Genomic DNA, 18,066 nt, shown 5'->3' with positions numbered 1-18,066 from the left:
GCTTGCGTGCTCGCTTCGGCTTTCTCCCGTCTTTTTTATTATTTTATCGCGCGGCTTTCGGCCTTTAGCTTATGCGGCTACCTACCGGGATGCTGTCGTCCATTACGGTGACGAGCGTCAATATTTCCTGTCTTGTCTCGGGGCTTTCGGCGGCGAGCAGCATTCCGTTGCTCTGCACTCCGCGGAATTTCGCGGGCTTCAGGTTTACGAGGACGAGTATCTTTCTACCTTCGAGTTCTTCGGGCTTGTAAAATTCGCGGATGCTTGAAACGATGACGCGTTTTTCATAGCCGAGGTCGAGGTTCAGGATGTAGAGCTTGTCAGCCTTTGGCACTACCTCTATTTTCTCAACGAGCGCCACGCGCAGGTCGAGCTTAGCGAAATCGTCGTATTCTATCTGCGGCTTCGGCTCAAGATATTTGAAATAGGCGGTCGGGTCTGCCTGGGCGCGCTTTTCAATGTCGCGCTCTTCTTTTTCGGCCTTCCATTTTTCTATGTCAATGCGCGGGAAGAGTATACCGCTTCTCGCCGCTTTGACGGGTGCCGGCATCTCTCCCCACTTCCACGAAGCGCGTCCGCCGTCAAGCGGATCGCCGGAAAGTCCAAGCTGCTGCCAGATTTTGTCAGCCGTCTGCGGCATGTAGGGCGCGATGAGCACGGCCGAGAGGCGGAGCGATTCCCAAAGGGTGCGCAGCACGGCGTCAAGACGCTCTACGTCGCCTTCGCGGCCAAGTTTCCACGGCTCCGTCTCGTCGATATATTTGTTGGCGCGGCTGATGAAGTTCCAGAGGCATTTCAGCGCGTCGTCAAAGGCAAAGCGATCGACGAGCGAATCCATTTCGGCGGCGGTTTTGTTGGCGAGCTCTTCTATCTCTTTGTCGAGCGCAGTTGCAGTGTAGGCCGCAGGCACGTCGCCCGCGCGGAATTTTTCAACCATTTGCAGCGAACGCGAGAGCAGGTTGCCAAGGTCGTTTGCGAGGTCGGAATTTATGCGCTGTACCATAGCCAGTTCAGAGAAGTCTCCGTCGTGGCCGAAGGGAACTTCGCGGAGCAGGAAGTAGCGGAAGGCGTCGATGCCGTAGAGCTTCGCCATTTCAAACGGGTCTACTACGTTGCCGAGCGATTTTGACATTTTTTCGCCTTCGACCGTCCACCAGCCGTGCGCGAAGACGCGAACTGGGGGGTTCACTCCGAGCGCCATCAGCATCGCGGGCCAAATGACGCAGTGGAAGCGGATGATGTCTTTGCCTACAAGGTGGCGCACTACGGGCCAGAAATCTTCCCATTTGCCGCCGGGCTGCGGGAAATCCATAGCGGAGAGATAGTTGATGAGCGCGTCAAACCAAACATATATGACGTGCGCCTCATCTCCGGGAAGAGGTATGCCCCATTTGAGCGTGGTGCGTGATATAGACTGGTCGCGGAGGCCGCTCTTTATGAAGCTGACAACTTCGTTGTAGCGCTTCTTGGGCATGATGGCATCCGGGTTTTCTTCGTAGAATTTGAGCAGCGGCTCCTGGAACTTTGAGAGGCGGAAGAAGTAGGTCTCCTCCGTCATTTTTGTAAGGGGCCTGTGGCAGTCGGGGCAGGTCTCTCCCTCGCCCATCTGCGCCTCTGGGACGTAGGTCTCGCAGGGCACGCAGTACCAGCCTTCGTATTCTCCTTTGTAGATGTCGCCTGTGGCCATCAGGCGGCGGAAAACTTCCTGCACGACCTTTTCGTGGCGCGGCTCAGTGGTGCGGATGAAGTCGTCGTTTTTGATGTCAAGCGCCGTCCAGAGTTTCTGGAAATTCTGTACGACCTCGTCGCAGAGCTCAATCGGCGTGATGCCGCGTTTTTCGGCGACGGTCTGTATCTTCTGCCCGTGTTCGTCCGTTCCGGTCAGGAAATAGCTCTTGTCCCCTCCAGATTTGTGCCAGCGGTTCAGCACATCCGCCGCTATCGTCGTGTATGCGTGGCCTATGTGAGGCACGTCGTTTACATAATAAATGGGCGTAGTGATGTAAAAATTGTTATCTGACATTATGCTTCCTCCCCAGTGCGATTTTCTATTAAAAACTTTTTGACTTTATTGGGCTGAACGCCGTATTTTTCGGCAAGCAGCACGGCCGTTTTCTTCACGGGTTCGCCCTCCGCGGCAAGGTGGAGCGCCTCTTCTTTCCAGTCGTCTTCGCAGAGAGGCGTTTCGCGCGCGGGCGCGCCCTCTACTACGCAGACAAACTCGCCGCGTATTTTTTCCTCTGGAATTGTATCACAAAATGAAAGCAGCGTGCCAGAAAGCGTCTCTTCGTGTATCTTGCTTATCTCGCGAACGAGCGAAGCGCGCCTGTCGCCCAGCACCGCGCCTATAAGATTCAGCTCTTTCAGTAGCCGGTGCGGGGACATGTAGAAGACCAGCGTCTCTTTTATATCTTTCAGTTCTTCCAGACGTTTTTTCTTTTCCTGTTCTTTTCCTTTCAGGAAGCCGACAAACACAAATGAGGTCATATCCATGCCCGATAGCAGAAGCGCAGGCAAAAGCGCGTTTGCGCCCGGCAGCACGGAGCAGGGCAGTCCGCGTTCCATCGCGGCCTTGATTATGATGCCGCCTGGGTCTGAAAGCCCCGGTGTGCCCGCGTCAGAGACGAGCGCGACACGCTCCCCCGCCTCAAGACGGGCCAGCATCATTTCGACGCGTTCGCTTTCGTTGTGTTCGTGGCACGAAAATAGCGGCTTTTTTATCTCAAAATGGTTGAGCAGTCGCAGCGTATGCCGCGTATCCTCACAGGCAATGACGTCCGCGTCCCGCAGTTCGCGCAGACCGCGAAGCGTCATGTCTTCAAGGTTCCCGACGGGCGTCGGTACGATTATGAGCGGCATTGCGCATCCTCCTTTATCACGTAGGCCTCTTTGAGCTCCGGCGTCTCTTCGCCGTCCTCTGCCGTTATAAACAGCGGCGGCTCTATTACGATGCCGTGCCGCCCTGAACGCATCGCCTCCACCAGCACTACGGAGGCTCTTTCATGCGGCTTCGGGTGGACGCAGCGCATTATTTTAGGCGGCGTCTTGGCGCGTCCCAGCAGCTCAAAAAGTTCGCCTATCCTGTCTTCGCGCATCACGATGTCTAGCCGTCCCCTGTTTTTCAGCAGGTAGTGCGACGCCTCTATTATATCGCTCAAAGCGCAGCAGGCGCCGTGCATGGCGGCCGCCTGCGCCTCTTTGGGGCTTGGGCGGCTTCTTGCCGCCTCGTCGTAGGGCGGGTTGACCACTATCCGGTCGAAGCTTTGAGCTTCGGCGATCTGTTTGTAACACCGAATGTCAGCGGTGCGGAATTTTGCGTCAAGGCCGTTCAGTTTTGCGTTTTCCACGGCAAGCTCTATCAGATGGGGCTGGATGTCTATACCTTCCACGGCAAAACCTCTTTTTGCAAGGATGAGCGAAATCGCGCCGTGTGCGCAGCCTATTTCGAGTATCCGTTCGCCGCGTCTGGGCCGCGTGAAGTGCGCAAGCAATATCGTATCGACGTTGACGCGAAGCCCGCGCCCCTCTTCGGGCTGGATTATTTTTAAAACGCCGTACAGAAGGTCGTGGCAGGCTGTCATCAGTTGGTCCAGTCGTCTAGCTTGACGCCGACAACCTGCGAAAGCCCCGGCTCCTGGAGCGTGACGCCGTAGAGCACGTCGGCGCGTTCCATTGTGGCGCGCCTGTGCGTCATGGCAAGTATCTGGCGGCTTTTTGCGTATTCTTTCGTAAGCTCGCTGAAACGGCGAAGGTTCGATTCATCAAGCGCGGCGTCTACCTCGTCGAGCACCGCTATCGGGGAGCCGGCGACCTCCATCGTCGCAAAGAGCAGCGAGACGGAGATGAGCGATATTTCGCCGCCGGAATACTGGCTCAGCACCTGCGCGTGTTTTCCGGGCAGCCGCGCGTCTATCTCAACGCCAGTGTTCCAAATGGTCTCGCCCTCCGTCATGACAAGGTGCGCCTCGCCGCCTCCGAAAAGTTTTTTAAAGAGGAAGCAGAAGCGTTCGTCAACTTTAAGAAGCGACTCGGAGAACTGTTTGTAGGCCATCGCGTCGGCTTCGTTTATGAGGCGTTCCAGCTCCTGCGCGCTTTTTCGCACATCGTCGGTCTGTTCGCCGAGGAAGGCGAGCCTGTCTTTTAGGTTCTGATCCTCGGAGAGCACACCCATGTTGACGTCGCCGAAGGCCTTTATTTTTCTGTCGCCGTCGCGTATCTTGCGGCGCAGCTCCTCCATGTCGCGGTCCGTCGGCAGCTCTGCCGCGCCGGGGTACGGATACTGCTCTTCCCAGGTATTTATAAGTTCGTCTATCTCGCGTTCGTTTTCGTTTTTCTTTGCCTGAGCCTGCGAGAATTTTTCGGACTCTCCGCGCATTCTTGCGTCGGCGCCGCTTTTTCTGTCGCTTATGTAGCCGCGCGCCTTTTCAAGCTTCGCGTAGAGGCCGCCGTGTTCTTCCATCTCCGCAAGCAGCTCTTTGCGGCGAAGGTGTATTTCAAGGCAGCTCCCGCCTACGCGCGCAAGGTTCGCGCGTTCGCGCACGCAGTTTTGGTCAAGCTCGCTCATCTCTTCTTCGAGGCGGCGCAGCTTGTTTTCCGCGGATTTTACTTCGTTTCTGATGCGCTCCATTATCGCAAAACCGGAAGAGAGTTTCCCTGCGGCGACGGAGGCCTCGGACTTGCATCTTTCGCGCTCCTCAATGAGATGGCGGTCGTCCTCGACGTCCGACGCGCTGTCGCGCTTTACCTCTAGCTCTTCCAGTGATTTCAGGATGGAGGTCCAGTTAGCGCCCTCCTGCTTTATAGATTCAAGAATGCGGCTCTTTTCTCCGGCGGCTCTGCGCTGTTCTTTTGCGATGGACTCGCGCTGGTCTTCAAGAAGCGCCACTCTGCCGTTCAGTTCGCGTATTTTTTTTGTATATGTTTCCTTACTTTCGGAGGCCGCTATCTCTTTGCCCTCCGCCTCTTTGAAGCTCTTTGAGAGTTCGTCGGCCTCGCGCTGCGCCGCCTGTGCCTCTTCTTCAAGCTTCGCCGCCTGCGCCTTCATTTCAAGCACGCGCCCGCTCTTCTGGCTGCGGCCGCCGCTTACTGTGCCGCCGGGCTGGAATACGTCGCCCTCCGTTGTGACGATGGGGCCTTTGAAGCCGCCGCGGACTAGCTCTTTGCCGACGTCGTAGGAATCTACTATGAGCAGGTCGCCCATGATGTGTTCTATGGCGGGAAGCCAGTGAGGCTCCACGCGGATAAGTTCGATGGCCCAGCCGACGACGCCGCGTGACGGAAGACGCGCGGCCTTGTTCGGAAAACGCGGCCTCGCGCGTTCAAGCGGAAGGAATGAGGCGACTCCTGCCGCGTTCTGTTTGAGCCTGTTTATGCAGCGCCCCGCCTCGTCCATATTCTCTACGAGCAGCTGAAACTGGCGTCCGCCAAGGTAGGCTTCAAGTGCGGCGGAAAGCGAGGCAGGCGCAGAGAAGACGTCTATCACCGCGTGCGGGTCGGCGTCAAGTCTTTTGAGCTTCGCCGCGGAGAGCAGATGCTTTACGGGGCCGGGATAAAGGCCCGCCTGCAGCGCTTCAACCGTGTCGTTGAGCTTTGAGCGCAGCGTCACGGCATTTCGCTTCGCGCGCTGCATCTCCTGCGCTATCGTCTGGCAGAGCGCGTAAAGGCGCGTATGCTCCTTTACGAGCACCTCCTGCTCGGCGTTAGCCTTTTCGCATTCGGCCTCCAGCAGCTTTATCTGTAAATCTATATCTTTGCGTTCTTCCGGCGCGTCTGTCTTTTTCGTGCGAAGTTCAAGCAGGTCTTTGCCAAGGAAGCCGAGCTTCGCTTTGCATTTTTGCAGCTCTCCGTCAAGACGGCCCTTTTCTTTGTTCCAGTTTTCGCGTTCCGTCTTGGTCTGTTCGAGGCGTTCGTTGTAGAGCGCCCATTTTTTATCGACCTCTTCAAGTGTGCGCTGCGCGCGCTCAACCTCTTCGCGCGCCTTTTTATTTTCCGCAAGACCTTTTTTCTGGTCCGCCAAAAGTTCTTCGTAATGCTTTTTCGTCTCCGCGTTTTCTTTTCCCGCCTCTATGAGGCGCGCGTTCGCGCCGCGAAGCGTGGCGGCCGACGAATAACCGGATTTAGTGAGGGAGGCAAAGCGGTTTCGGCACTGTTCCAGCTCCCAGCTCTGCTGCTGATGCTGCTGCGCCGCCTGCCCTATTCTTCTTTCTATCTCCTGCGCCGCGCTCTTCCAGAAGCGCGACCAGAAAATCGTCCCCTCGCAGAGCGCGTTCGCCGCCTCTATCTCGCGGACTATCGAAGCAAGCGCCTGTTCGCACGAGGCGCGCCGCAGCCAATAGAGCATTTTGCGGTCGTCCTCGATGCTGTCGAGTATAGCCCGCATCTGCGCCGCGCGCGCCGCCTCCGGAGCTATCTCCTCGCGGCGCGCCGATAATTCGCCCATAAGATGCCGCAGCTGGTCGTATTCTTCTTTTACCGTTTGCAGGCGGTTCTGCGAATCCATCCTTTTTTTCCTGTATATATCTATGCCAAAGAGCGTTTCGAGGTGCATCCTGCGTTCGGAGGGGCTTTGCTTAAGCACCGCCTGTATCTCGCCCTGCCCTATGAAGGCAAAGCGCGCGCCCTCGAGTTTCCAGCCGCGTTTGACCTCGTCCAGTTCAATGAGCGTCTTGCGCGAGTTGTCTACGAAGAGGCTGGTAGCACCGTCCGGCGCGGTCACTCGGCGCTTTATGACGCAGAGACGGTCTTCTTCTTTGAGGTGGAGCGTCACCTCTGCCTCCTTCGCCGCGTCGCGGCTCTGGGAGCCGTTGAAGAGCAGGTCAGACTGTTTTTTCACACGGATGCTGCTTGCACTGGTGTCGCCCAGCGACCAGCGCAGAGCGTCAAGAAGGTTGCTCTTGCCGCTGCCGTTTGGCCCAACTATGGCGGTGAAGCCTGATGAGAGTATCAGGTCGTGCGAGCCGCCGAAGCTCTTAAAACCTTTAAGCTGAAGGCGACCGATATACAACTGCCCAGCCCTCTCTTTTCTGTAGTGCGTTTATTTTATGTTCCACCTGGGCAAGCGTGCCCTGACATTCCAAACGGTACTTGCTCCAAAATATCTCCTGGCTGCCGCGCAGGAAGATTTTTTTGTCAAACTCCTCCTGCCACGCACTTAGGAAGGTCTCGCTGATGTAGTCAGCTACGGCTTTGTGGCATTCTATCAAAAGCGCCTCCGATTTTGACGAGAGCACTATTTTACGGATGAAGCGCTTTATCTGGATGGCTACGCTTTCTTCTTTTTCGACGGAGCCAAGCCCTCCGCAGAAGGGACAGCCACGGGACATGGCCGCGCGAATGTCCGTGCGCGCGCGTTTGCGCGTTATTTCGACCAGTCCGAGGCCCGTCACTCCGTAGACGCGCGCCTTGCACCTGTCGCTTTTGAACAGCTCCTGTAACTTCTGCACCAGCGCTTGATTGTCCGCTTCGTTTTCCATGTCTATGAAGTCCACGACTACGATGCCGCCGAGCGCGCGAAGCCTGAGCTGACGCGCTATCTCAACGGCGGCCTCCAGGTTTGTTTGAAGCACGGTGTCGTTCAAATTTTTTGACCCGATGAATTTACCGGTGTTCACGTCAATGACTGTGAGCGCCTCCGTCTGGTCTATTACAAGGTAGGCGCCGGATGAGAGCCACACTTTTCTGTCCATAAGCTCCGCGAGCTGGCTTTCAAGGCCGTAGACGTCAAAGAGCGGTATCTTTCCTCGGAAGAAATTGACCTCTGGGTCGCGTTCCGGGAAGAATTTCCTGACGATGGCCTGGATATTTTCAACCTCTTCCTCGCTGTCGACGACAATTTCGTCGATGTTTTCCGTCAGTTCGTCGCGCAGCACACGCTCTATCAGCCCAAGGTCGCGGTGGATGAGGCAGGGCGCGCTGTTCTGCTTCGCACTGTGTTCTATGGCGCGCCACTGCGAAACGAGGTCCTCCACGTCGCAGCGCAGGCTCTCCGCGTCGCAGCCTTCGGCCACGGTCCTAATGATTATGCCGAAGTCCTTTGGGCGAATTTCCTTTGCGATGAGGCGCAGCCTTTCGCGCTCGTCGTCGTTTTCTATACGCTTTGAGACGCCCGTCTCGTGTCCGCCGGGTATAAGCACCATGTAGCGGCCCGCGATGGATATACGCGGGGAGACGCGCGCCCCCTTGCCTTTGCGCGCGTTCTTCACCACCTGCACCAGCATCTCCATGCCGGGCTTTACCTCGCCGCATCTGACGTCGTCCAGATAGAGAAATCCGTTTCTGCCGTCGCCCAGGTTCAGGAAGGCGGAGTTCATCCCGGGAAGGACGCTGTCCACGCGCGCCTTATATATCTCGCCGGTACGCTGGTGTTCAAGCATACGTTCGACAAAAAATTCGTAGAGTTTACCCTGTTCGTCAATTATGGCTATCCTGATCTCTTCAGGGTCTATAAGATTTGCTATTATCTTTTTTGACCAACCTGCCATATCTTACGCCTCCTATAAGAGCGGTCTGACGGAGTTCGTCTCTTCGTCCCAGGCGCCCGTCACAAGCCTCTCAATGCAAAGGTCGGACCAACCCTCTATGAGACCGGCCTCGGTGAATACCTTTACAAAAAAGCCGCCTCCGCAGCGCTCCAGGTCGCCTACCGATATGAGCAGGACGCCGTCGTTGTATTCGCAGCCGCGAAGCGCGCCTATGGCGTTTGCCGCGTTCTCCGCCGCCTCTTTTGCCAGAAGCGGCAGAACTCCGCGGCAAAACGTCACGCGGTACAGCGCGGCGTCAACGAACTTTGCAAGAGCCGCGCCGTCGGGCACTTCCGCGCCCTTTAATATATTCAAGCCTTCGGGAAGCATTTCATTCCAGAGTTCAAGAGAGCCGGCCTCCCATTTTTCAAACCAGAAATCCGCCGGCTCGCAGAAGCCTTCTACGCCTATGGCAAGAGGAGCGGCCAGGCTTATCCTCGGATGGGGAGAAAAACCCTGCGTGAACTCCTGCGAAAGCCCCGCGCGGCGCGCCGCCCTCGCAAAGATGACTGGCAGATCCATGTGGTTTACGAAGGTAAAGAGGCCGCACTTTTCAAAAATTATCCTAATCCTGGGCATTGCGGCACACCTCCGTTTTTCCCTGCCAGCCGCAGCCGTTGCAGCAAAGGCGGCAGTCCTCCGTAACACAGCCCGCAAGCGCCTTTGCGCGTTCGCGCAGCAGGTATTCTTTTGAAACTCCGCTGTCTATATGGTCCCACGGAAGAACGTCGTCCACACCGCGCGCGCCCGTGTAGGCGGCTGCGTCTATATCCAGATCGCGGAAGACCTCGTTCCAGCGTTCGATGTTAAAAAATTCGCTCCATCCGTCAAAGCGGGCGCCGCGGCGCCACGCCTCCTCGATTGCAGCGGCAAGGCGCGAGTCTCCGCGCGCGAAGACTCCTTCAAGGAACGTCTGCTCCGGCTCGTGGTAGGAGAGAGAAACTTTGCGGTTGCGCAGCGTCGTTTTGAGCCACCGTCCGCGCTCGCGAAGCTCGGATATCGTCGCCTGCGCCTCCCACTGAAACGGCGTATGAGCCTTCGGGACGAAGCCAGCCACAGAGGCGTTGACGTCGCCGCGCCGTTTGTTTCTTTTCGCTATAGAGACGGCCTTGTTGCAGATGTCGAGTATGCCGGCAAGGTCCTCCTGAGTTTCCGTCGGAAGCCCCATCATGAAATAGAGCTTCACGCGGTCCCATCCGTGTTCAAAGGTCGAAGAAAGCGCGTCCTCTATCGCCTCTTCCGTGACGCCCTTGTTGATTACGTCGCGCAGACGCTGCGAGCCGGCCTCGGGCGCGAAGGTGAGGCCGCCCTTTCTCATGCTTTCAAGCCCCGCGGCGAGCTCTACGGAAAAGGCGTCTACGCGCAGGCTCGGCAGGGAAAGTTTTATCTGATTCTCCGCAAGCACAGGTTTTAAATTTTCCATGGTGGGAGCGAGCCCCTGCCAGTCGCAGGTGGCGAGCGAAAGCAGCCCCGTCTCCTCCCAGCCAGTCGAGGCGAGTATCTGACGCGCCTGAGCGCAGACCGATTCCGCGCTTCTTTCGCGCAGCGGCCTGTCTATCATGCCGGCCTGACAGAAGCGGCAGCCGCGCGTGCAGCCCTTGAAGACCTGCATCGTAGCACGGTCGTGCACTATGCCCGTGTTTGGAACTATCATCGAGGTGTGGTAGAAGGCCTCGTCAAGCCGCTCCACTATACGGCGGCGTATCCTTCCGCCGGAAAAAAGCGCGGGGACGTATACGCCTTCAATTTTCGCAAGCGCCGCAAGTTTTTCCGCGCGCGGCGCGCCCTTAAGCTCGTGCAGGCATTTTAAGACATCGGGTATCAGCGCCTCGCCGTCGCCTACAAGGAAGGCGTCGATGAACGGCGCCGTCGGCTCAGGCGCAAGCGCGCCGGGGCCTCCCGCCAAAATTATCGGGTCCTCTTCCGTTCTGTCCGCCGCGCGGAACGGAATGGAGGCGAGGTCCAGGATAGTCAGTATGTTCGTGTACGAAAGCTCGTACTGAAGTGTGAAGCCTACTGCGTCGAAGGCTTTGAGAGGACGTTTGCTCTCGAGCGCCCATATAGGCGTTTTGCTGTCGCGCATAGCCGCCTCCATGTCGGGCCACGGCGTGTAAACTCTCTCCGCGTCGGCGTAGGGCAGCGATTTTGTAAGCTGATAGAGTATCTGAAAGCCAAGATAGCTCATCCCGACCTCGTAGAGGTCTGGAAAGGCGTAACATATACGAACGAGGCCGGCCTCTTCTTTTACAGGGCCGCTCCCCCATTCGCCGCCGATATAGCGCGACGGACGCTTTACAGAGGACAAAAGCCTCTTTAGGCGCGTCTCATCTAGTGCTGCATACATAAAAATATCCCCCTAAATCTTTATAAAAAGGCAGGTTTGCAAATAATCCCGCCGTAATTTCAACATTAAAAGTAATTATTTACCGCGCCATGCCGTATTAAAAGCGCTCCCGCCTTGCTACGATGTTCACGCTTTGAACGAGCGCGAGCCCTATGGAGATGACGAGCAGCGAGCTTCCCCCGTAGCTGAAAAGAGGAAGCGGAAGCCCCGTCACAGGCGCCAGCCCCATGCTCATGGCGACGCTTTCAACTATCTGAAACCATATCCACGCGGCTATCGCGACGCACAGAAGTTTTGCCTCCATCTCCTTGGTGTACTGCGAGATGGAGAGTATCCTCCAAAGAAGCAGCCCAAAGAGGATGAGGGCGACGGAGCATCCGACGAAGCCGAACTCCTCCGAAAAGACGCTGAATATAAAGTCTGTATGAGGCTCCGGCAGAAAATGCAGCTTTCCCTGAGTGCCGTGCATGAAGCCCTTTCCAAAGATGCCGCCGGAGCCTACAGCTATGCGCGACTGGATGACGTTGTAGCCCGCGCCCTGCGGGTCCACAGTCGGGTCGAGAAAGACAAGCAGGCGCATTCGCTGGTACGGCTTTAATATCATCCAGCCCACCGGCAGCAGCGCAAGCAAAGAACCGACCATCCCCAGCAGTATCTTGACGGGCGCGCCAGCCGCGATAAAAACGGCAAAGAGCATCACCGCGTAGACGAGCGAACTTCCAAGGTCCGGCTGTATCATGATGAGGCCGATGACGGAGCCCGCCATGAGCAGCGCCGTGCCGATGCCGCGCACGGTGTTCGGCGGGAGGTTTGAGCAAAGTTTCGCAATAGCGAGCGCAAATACGACCTTTCCCAGCTCCGAGGGCTGGAAGCGAATGAAGCCCAGGTTGAACCACCGCTGAGAACCTTTAGCCGTATGGCCTATGACGAGCAGCACTATAAAAATAACAATGATGGCGGCAAAGAAAAACCACGCATATTTTATGATGTTGCGGTAGTCCGTTTTCAAGACGGCGACGTAAAGCAGCGCGCTCATCGCGCCCCAGAGCGTCTGCTTTACGACAAAGTCCGAGACGGGCGCGCCGCCGCGCGCAAACGAGGCGCTTGCGCTGTATATGGCGACCAGCCCGAAGCCAAACAGTATCAGCGTAAAAATGAGCAGGCTCCAGTCCATGTAGGATCTGATGTCGGCCCAGCTCGTTGAATATTTTTCAGCCATTTATTGCAAACCTGGTTCCTCCGGCGAAAATCATTGATTCTTTGTCTCGCCTGTCCTTTTGTGTCCCCTAGCCGGTCGCTGAAGGTTTTTCAGCGGGATGCTGGCAAGCAGCGCCACGGAGTGGTCTTCCCTGTTCAGATCCAGTTCGATTCCGGTCTCGTCTATATCGAGGTATTTTTTTATCACTTTGATCATCTCGCCGCGCAGCGCGTTGAGCACCTCAGGCGAAATGTCGTTCCTGTCGTGGATGAGCACAAGCTGCAGGCGTTCCTTCGCAACCGAGCTGCTCTTGTTTTTTCCAAAAAGGCCGCTGATAACGTCAATAATGCCCATAGTTCACACCTAGCCCTTTGTGAAGAATCTGCGCAGAGAGGCGAAGAGGCCGCCCTCGGGCTTTGAAAGGTCCAAGAAGGGGACCTCTTCACCGCAAAGGCGTTTTGCGATGTTGCCGTATGCCGCGCTCGCGCGTGATTCGCCAGAGAGCGTAAGCGGCTCGCCGCGGTTTGCCGAGATGACGATGGATTCGTCGTCAGGAATGGCGCCGACCAAGTCGACCGCCAGTATGTCAAGCACGTCCTGTATGGTGAGCATCTCTCCGCGCTTGACCATGTCGGGGCGTATCCTGTTTACAATAAGCTGTATCGGCGCTTTGCCCATAGACTCAAGCAGCCCTATGATGCGGTCAGCGTCACGCACGGCGGAGACTTCGGGCGTCGTCACGACAAGCGCTTCGTCCGCTCCGGCCGCCGCGTTCTTGAAACCGGATTCTATGCCGGCGGGGCTGTCTATCAAAATAAAATCAAAATCGCGGCGCAGGTCGGCGCACAGCTTTATCATCTGCTCGGAGGATACGGCGTCCTTTGTCTTTGACTGCGCGGTGGGAATGAGAAAAAGATTGTCAAACCTTTTGTCGCGGATGAGCGCCTGATTCAGGCGGCAGTTGCCATCAATGACGTCGATGAGCGTATACACTATCCTGTTTTCAAGGCCCATAATGACGTCGAGATTCCTGAGCCCCACGTCGCCGTCGATGGCGACCACTCTTAGGCCCGCCGCGGCAAGCGATGCTGCGAGGTTTGCCGTCGTCGTCGTTTTGCCGACGCCGCCCTTACCTGAAGTGATGACTATAGTTCTGCAAGCCAAACCGTTGTCCTCCTTTATAGTGCCGGCCATGGGAGCACCTGCACGTTTCCATTTGATATTTGGATAGATACCTCTTTGCCCCAGTACGGAGAATCCCTGTCTATTATACCAACTTTCGTCCCGATTCTTATCTGCCCCGCTTCAAGCGATCTGGTAAGAATTATCATGGCGTCGTCGCCGCAGCAGCCGGCGTGAACAAGGCCGTTGAGCCGGCCTATTATCGTGACGTCGCCTTTGGCCGCAATCTCCGCGCCCTGATTTACGTTGCCTATGACGATGACGTCGCCTGTGTGCGATATCTTCTGGCCGCCGCGCAGCGTGCCAAAATAGACGCACGCGTCTACACCCAAAGCGTCGGACCTTACTGGGACGGCCACGGGAGTCGCGTCCTCTGGAGAGACCTTGAAGCCCATCCGTTCAAGAGAGGCGCGAGAATCATTGTCCGTCACAATCCAGTACGATATCGAAGAACCGCTTGGCTCGATGAAACTTTTCCATATCTTCGTCAGAAGGGACGGAGAAAATCTGCGCTCCTGCAGGTCGATGACTATCTCGCTGCCGTTCAACAGGCTGCTGCCCGTAGAAAGCAGCGAAGCAAATCCATCGAACATCTGACGTTCGCTCATGTCGGCCGGCACTATACATTTCAGAGAACCGGCCTGCCTGCCCTTTAATTGTATCATCTTTCAGCACCTCTGCTTTGGCCTCCGGCGGGCGCGGGGTAGGCGACCCCCGCCGTATCGGACGGCTGTGCATATTTTTTGCCGTTTATCAAGAAATTCAGCATTTTACCTACTATAGGCCCAGTTACAGACGAGCCGGCTTTGCCGGCCTCCGCTATTGCCACGGCGACATACTTCGGGTCGTCGGCGGGAGCGAAGCCTACGAACCACGCGTGGTCCTCGCCGTGCGAGTTCTGCGCCGTGCCGGTCTTTCCAGCGACGGCCACGCCAAATGAGCTGGCCCTTTTACCGGTGCCGCTCTTTGTTACCTCCTGCATACCGCCCTGTATGAGTTTCATGACGTTTGACGATATATCAAGAGGAGCGCTCTCCACTGGAGCCGCGGCATTCAGCCTGGGCGTTAAAAGTTTACCACCATTCGCCACCGCTGCGTAGGCCCTGAGGACTTGCAGCGGCGTCATCAGCACATATCCCTGCCCTATCGAATAGTTTACAGTATCTCCGCCGTACCAGTTCTCTTTTATTCTTTTCTTCTTCCAGTCGGGACCGGCAAGAGTGCCCGATACCTCTCCGGGAAGGTCTATCCCCGTTTTTTCTCCGACGCCGTATTTTTCGGCGGTCTTAAGCAGCCGGTCTATGCCCATCTGGTAGGCGAAGTGATAAAAATAGACGTCGCATGAGTCCCTGAGCGCGGTCACTATGGTCTCGCGCCCGTGTCCACTGTGTTTCCAGCAGCGAAAACGTCTGTTGCCCAGTTCGTAGTAGCCGGGGCAGTAGACGCTCGTGTACTGATTTACCGTTCCAGTCTCAAGCACTGCGGAGCCTGTTATAAGTTTGAAGGTGGAGGCGGGAGGATAGGCCCCCGATATGGCGCGGTTCATCATGGGGCGCTTCGTTTTGTCGTTCAGCGCGCGCCATTCTTCGTTTGTTATGCCCCAGGTGAGCGGGTTCGGGTCGTAGCTTGGAGCCGAGTAAAGACAGCGCACCGCGCCGGTTTTTACATCCATCGCGATGACGGCGCCGCGAAAATCACCCAAAAGCTCCGCCGCGTAGCGCTGCGCCGCTATGTCGATGGTGAGCGTCATGTCGTCGCCCTTGGTGGATTTGAGGTAGCTCACATTGCGAAGCTTGCGGCCTCTGGAGTCGACCTCTATGACTTCTTCGCCAGCCGCGCCCTTTAGCCGCTCCTCGTATTTTCCCTCGATGCCGTTCTTGCCTATCATGTCTCCGCCCATGTAGGACTCGGAATCTCTTGCCTCCAGCTCCTCTTTGGTTATCTCTGCGACGTAGCCCACGACGTGCGCCGCGTACTGCGCAGCGGGATATGTGCGCCGCCAGACGGAGGTTAGAAAGAGCGTCTTTTTAAAATCTTTGTCCATTATTATCTCAGCCACCTGCGCGAAGGTGAGGTTTGTGGCGACGGTGATGGCGCGGTATGGCGCGGAGTATTGTTTTGCGACCAATTCGCGGAATTTTTCCTGCGTCATCGGGATGCCGTTGCGCTGAAGCAGCGACGTGATGGAGGCGATGTTTTCCTCCTTCTGCAAATCTATGGGATAGCCGTTGATGTTGAAGGTCCTGACGTTTACGGCAAGAGGAGCGCCGTTTACGTCTACGATGCTGCCGCGCGGAGGCGTTATCCTAAGTATGCGAAGCCTGTTGTTGGAAGCAAGTTTTATGTAGTCGTTGCCCTGTATTATCTGAAAGAAAAAAAGCCCTGAAGCAAGCAGCAAAAAAGAGACGAAGACTGCCGACTGCAAAAAACGCAGACGGCGGACGGCGTCAAATTTTGTGTATTGCGGGTTATGCATGTCTTAAAGAGACCTTCCAGAACAGCCACGAGAAAAGGATTATAAGCGGTACCGCCATAAGCTGCTGCACGATAAACTGGCGCATCGCCGTCTGACTGGGAATCGTCCAGAAAAAGAAATGAACTCCGGCGTAGAGCAGTTCGCAGAAGATGCACATCGTGGCAAAGAGCCCGGCGGAACGTCCCTGCGCCGGCGTCTTCTGCCACAGAAAGCAGGCAAGGCCGACTACGCCGCCGCCGATAGCCGCCGTAAGCCCCGGCAGGTTGGTCCACCTAAGGTCCCATATTACGCCGCCTATGAAGGCCGCCCATACGAGCGCAGTCTGCCTGTTGCACGTGGTGTCGGGAAGAAGCGCCATAAAGAGTATAGCAAGCAAGAAGACGTCGGGCACCATGCAGATGCCCATCAAAAGCAGCTGCGCGAAGTCCTGAAGGAGCCATATAACGAACAGGAAGGTCATTGACGTTCCACGCCCTTTCCAGTAAAGACTTCTACATTGTAGAGCTGCGTCAAATGCGCGCCAGCCGAAAGACGCATCTCCGTATAGCCCTCTTTGTTGTCCTCCGCGCCTATTATCGTGCCGATGGGAAGCCCCGGCGGGATGAGGTCGCTCATAAGAGAGGTGGAGATGGTCATGCCTTTTTTAAGCTGGCGTTCCTCCGGCACGTAGAGCAGTTTCAGGCGTCCGAAGTCGTCGCCGTTTACGACGCCCAGGTCGCGCGTCTGGTCGACCGCCGCCGCCAAAAGAAATGAGGCGGAGGTGATCAGCTCGACCCACGCGTAATTATCGCCGACGCGCGTGACGCGGCCGACGAAATAGCCCTCCGAGGTGACGGCCGCTTTTTCAAGCACGCCGTCTTTAGCTCCTTTGTCGATACGAAACTCCTGCCACCAGTCCTGCGGGTAACGCAGCGTCACTACGGCCCTTATGTAGGAGACCTTGGGCGCGGGCTTCGCGATGCCGGCCTTTTGGAGCGCCTCCGCAAACGCCTGGTTTTTTAATTCGAGCTTCGCCACGCGTTCCTGAAGGCTCGCCCTCTCCAGCACCCAGTTGCCGCTTATCTTTACGATGTTGCGGACGTAAAGCACCGGCTTTTCAGGATAGGTGAGGGCGGCGTTTACCACCTCAATGGCCGCGTATTTGACAGAAGGCGCGGCGGTCATGAAAAAGAGTATGGCCATGCCGGCGATCACTGAGATGAATCCGCTCACGCCCGGACGGACGCCTCTGACTAACAGACGCATTTATTTTTTAATCCCCTCATGCTCCCTGTTTCTCAACGGCGATGGAGAGACGCTTTTTATCCTGCGGCATCTCGAGTATTTTACCAAGGCCGAGCGCCACAGAAAAGAGCGGCTGTTCCGCAAGATGTATCGGCACGTTGAGCGCGTCAGCAAAGCGGATGTTGAGGCCTCTTAAATTCGCTGTGCCTCCAGAGAGCACTATACCCTGATCGACGACGTCGCGGACAAGCTCCGGCGGAGTGCGTTCTAGGGTAGACCTTATGGTGTCCTCTATCTGCATGATGATGGGCTCTATCGCTTCGCGCACCTCTTCGGAGGAGATGCTTATGACCTTCGGCAGGCCGTCCACGAGGTCGCGGCCCTTTACGTCCATTTTAAGTTCCTGATCAATAGGAATGACCGAACCTATTGCGATTTTTATCTCTTCGGCGGTGGTGTCGCCGATGGCAAGCGTGTAATTCTGGCGAAGCATCATGATGATAGCCTCGTCGATGGCGTCTCCCGCCACGCGGACGGACTGGTTTATGACGATGCCGCCAAGAGAAAGCACCGCCACGTCGCAGGTGCCGCCGCCCATATTTACAACCATGTTGCCCTGCGCTTCGTCAATCGGCAGCCCTATGCCGCGCGCCGCGGCAAGCGGCTCCTCGACTACGAAGGCCTCTTTTGCGCCGGCCGCGAGCGTAACCTCTACAACGGCGCGTTTTTCTACCTCTGTGACGCTTGCCGGAACACAGACGGCCACGCGCGGGTGCGAGAACATCCCGCTTGATGCGACCGCGAGCTGCATGTAGTGGCGCAGCATGTGCTGCGTCATCTCAAAGTCCGCAATGACGCCGTGGGAAAGAGGGCGCACCGTGGTGATGTCCACCGGCGTGCGTCCGACCATTTTCTTTGCCTCTGAGCCTAGTGCTATTATTTCCTTCTGTCCTTTGCGGTTTATGTTGCGCACCGCGATGACGGAAGGTTCGTTTATGACTACGCCCTTCGACTTTACATATATGACTGTATTTACCGTTCCAATGTCAATGCCGATTTCGTTATTGAAAAGGTTCGGTCTGAAATTGAACAAATTTAACCCCCGCTTTCAAATATATTGCAA

General features: G+C 56.5%; 15 protein-coding genes. All 15 read right to left on the bottom strand.

Annotated elements, in window-relative coordinates:
- Positions 1–64: 64 nt before the first annotated feature.
- The 15 genes from metG to RRY12_00110 all read right to left on the bottom strand — a co-directional run bounded on the left by metG (position 65) and on the right by RRY12_00110 (position 18,036).
- On the bottom strand, positions 65–2,023 hold the full coding sequence (gene metG / locus RRY12_00180; GenBank protein MEG2183086.1) for a methionine--tRNA ligase: 1,959 nt from the start codon (positions 2,021–2,023) through the stop codon (positions 65–67).
- Entirely contained in the window at positions 2,023–2,859 is an 837-nt protein-coding gene (rsmI, locus tag RRY12_00175; GenBank protein MEG2183085.1) for a 16S rRNA (cytidine(1402)-2'-O)-methyltransferase, read from the bottom strand. Before rsmI ends, metG begins: the two co-directional genes overlap by 1 nt.
- Positions 2,847–3,581, bottom strand: a complete 735-nt coding sequence (locus RRY12_00170) for a methyltransferase (GenBank protein MEG2183084.1) — start codon at positions 3,579–3,581, stop codon at positions 2,847–2,849. Before RRY12_00170 ends, rsmI begins: the two co-directional genes overlap by 13 nt.
- Positions 3,581–7,003 carry a chromosome segregation protein SMC gene (smc, locus tag RRY12_00165; protein MEG2183083.1) on the bottom strand — a complete coding sequence of 1,141 codons (3,423 nt, stop codon included), beginning with the start codon at positions 7,001–7,003 and terminating at the stop codon, positions 3,581–3,583. Before smc ends, RRY12_00170 begins: the two co-directional genes overlap by 1 nt.
- Positions 6,978–8,480 (bottom strand): Rne/Rng family ribonuclease, encoded by a 1,503-nt coding sequence (locus RRY12_00160; protein MEG2183082.1) that lies wholly within the window; start codon positions 8,478–8,480, stop codon positions 6,978–6,980. Before RRY12_00160 ends, smc begins: the two co-directional genes overlap by 26 nt.
- 12 nt (positions 8,481–8,492) lie before the next feature.
- On the bottom strand, positions 8,493–9,098 hold the full coding sequence (locus tag RRY12_00155; protein ID MEG2183081.1) for a TIGR03936 family radical SAM-associated protein: 606 nt from the start codon (positions 9,096–9,098) through the stop codon (positions 8,493–8,495).
- Positions 9,085–10,863 (bottom strand): TIGR03960 family B12-binding radical SAM protein, encoded by a 1,779-nt coding sequence (locus RRY12_00150; GenBank protein MEG2183080.1) that lies wholly within the window; start codon positions 10,861–10,863, stop codon positions 9,085–9,087. The genes RRY12_00155 and RRY12_00150 overlap by 14 nt, the downstream gene beginning before the upstream one ends.
- A gap of 97 nt (positions 10,864–10,960) precedes the next feature.
- Positions 10,961–12,082 carry a rod shape-determining protein RodA gene (rodA, locus tag RRY12_00145; protein ID MEG2183079.1) on the bottom strand — a complete coding sequence of 374 codons (1,122 nt, stop codon included), beginning with the start codon at positions 12,080–12,082 and terminating at the stop codon, positions 10,961–10,963.
- Between the two features lie 30 nt (positions 12,083–12,112).
- Positions 12,113–12,415 carry a cell division topological specificity factor MinE gene (gene minE / locus RRY12_00140; GenBank protein ID MEG2183078.1) on the bottom strand — a complete coding sequence of 101 codons (303 nt, stop codon included), beginning with the start codon at positions 12,413–12,415 and terminating at the stop codon, positions 12,113–12,115.
- Positions 12,416–12,424: 9 nt separating this feature from the next.
- A complete protein-coding gene (gene minD, locus RRY12_00135; GenBank protein ID MEG2183077.1) occupies positions 12,425–13,225 on the bottom strand; it encodes a septum site-determining protein MinD in 801 nt (266 codons plus the stop codon).
- A gap of 14 nt (positions 13,226–13,239) precedes the next feature.
- Complete coding sequence (locus tag RRY12_00130) at positions 13,240–13,908, bottom strand: septum site-determining protein MinC (protein ID MEG2183076.1); 669 nt, start codon at positions 13,906–13,908, stop codon at positions 13,240–13,242.
- Positions 13,905–15,719: a penicillin-binding protein 2 gene (gene mrdA / locus RRY12_00125; protein MEG2183075.1), complete on the bottom strand. Its 1,815-nt coding sequence runs from the start codon at positions 15,717–15,719 to the stop codon at positions 13,905–13,907. The genes RRY12_00130 and mrdA overlap by 4 nt, the downstream gene beginning before the upstream one ends.
- The gene (locus RRY12_00120) at positions 15,712–16,179 is read right to left on the bottom strand and encodes a hypothetical protein (protein ID MEG2183074.1); all 468 of its coding nucleotides are present in this window, start codon (positions 16,177–16,179) and stop codon (positions 15,712–15,714) included. Before RRY12_00120 ends, mrdA begins: the two co-directional genes overlap by 8 nt.
- Entirely contained in the window at positions 16,176–16,964 is a 789-nt protein-coding gene (mreC, locus tag RRY12_00115; GenBank protein MEG2183073.1) for a rod shape-determining protein MreC, read from the bottom strand. The genes RRY12_00120 and mreC overlap by 4 nt, the downstream gene beginning before the upstream one ends.
- A gap of 16 nt (positions 16,965–16,980) precedes the next feature.
- Entirely contained in the window at positions 16,981–18,036 is a 1,056-nt protein-coding gene (locus tag RRY12_00110; protein MEG2183072.1) for a rod shape-determining protein, read from the bottom strand.
- Positions 18,037–18,066 lie beyond the last annotated feature (30 nt).

It is taken from the genome of Cloacibacillus sp. (assembly GCA_036655895.1).
GTDB lineage: Bacteria > Synergistota > Synergistia > Synergistales > Synergistaceae > JAVVPF01.
The sequence above is the reverse complement of the archived record's forward strand: the minus strand, read 5'-3'. Positions and strand labels throughout refer to the sequence as shown.

Coding starts and splice junctions, on each gene's coding strand:
- RRY12_00160 (MEG2183082.1), bottom strand. CDS start 8,480: ATGGCAGGTTGGTCAAAAAAGATAATAGCAAATCTTATAGACCCTGAA.
- RRY12_00155 (MEG2183081.1), bottom strand. CDS start 9,098: ATGCCCAGGATTAGGATAATTTTTGAAAAGTGCGGCCTCTTTACCTTC.
- rsmI (MEG2183085.1), bottom strand. CDS start 2,859: ATGCCGCTCATAATCGTACCGACGCCCGTCGGGAACCTTGAAGACATG.
- mrdA (MEG2183075.1), bottom strand. CDS start 15,719: ATGCATAACCCGCAATACACAAAATTTGACGCCGTCCGCCGTCTGCGT.
- rodA (MEG2183079.1), bottom strand. CDS start 12,082: ATGGCTGAAAAATATTCAACGAGCTGGGCCGACATCAGATCCTACATG.
- RRY12_00170 (MEG2183084.1), bottom strand. CDS start 3,581: ATGACAGCCTGCCACGACCTTCTGTACGGCGTTTTAAAAATAATCCAG.
- RRY12_00150 (MEG2183080.1), bottom strand. CDS start 10,863: ATGTATGCAGCACTAGATGAGACGCGCCTAAAGAGGCTTTTGTCCTCT.
- RRY12_00120 (MEG2183074.1), bottom strand. CDS start 16,179: ATGACCTTCCTGTTCGTTATATGGCTCCTTCAGGACTTCGCGCAGCTG.
- mreC (MEG2183073.1), bottom strand. CDS start 16,964: ATGCGTCTGTTAGTCAGAGGCGTCCGTCCGGGCGTGAGCGGATTCATC.
- metG (MEG2183086.1), bottom strand. CDS start 2,023: ATGTCAGATAACAATTTTTACATCACTACGCCCATTTATTATGTAAAC.
- RRY12_00130 (MEG2183076.1), bottom strand. CDS start 13,908: ATGATACAATTAAAGGGCAGGCAGGCCGGTTCTCTGAAATGTATAGTG.
- minE (MEG2183078.1), bottom strand. CDS start 12,415: ATGGGCATTATTGACGTTATCAGCGGCCTTTTTGGAAAAAACAAGAGC.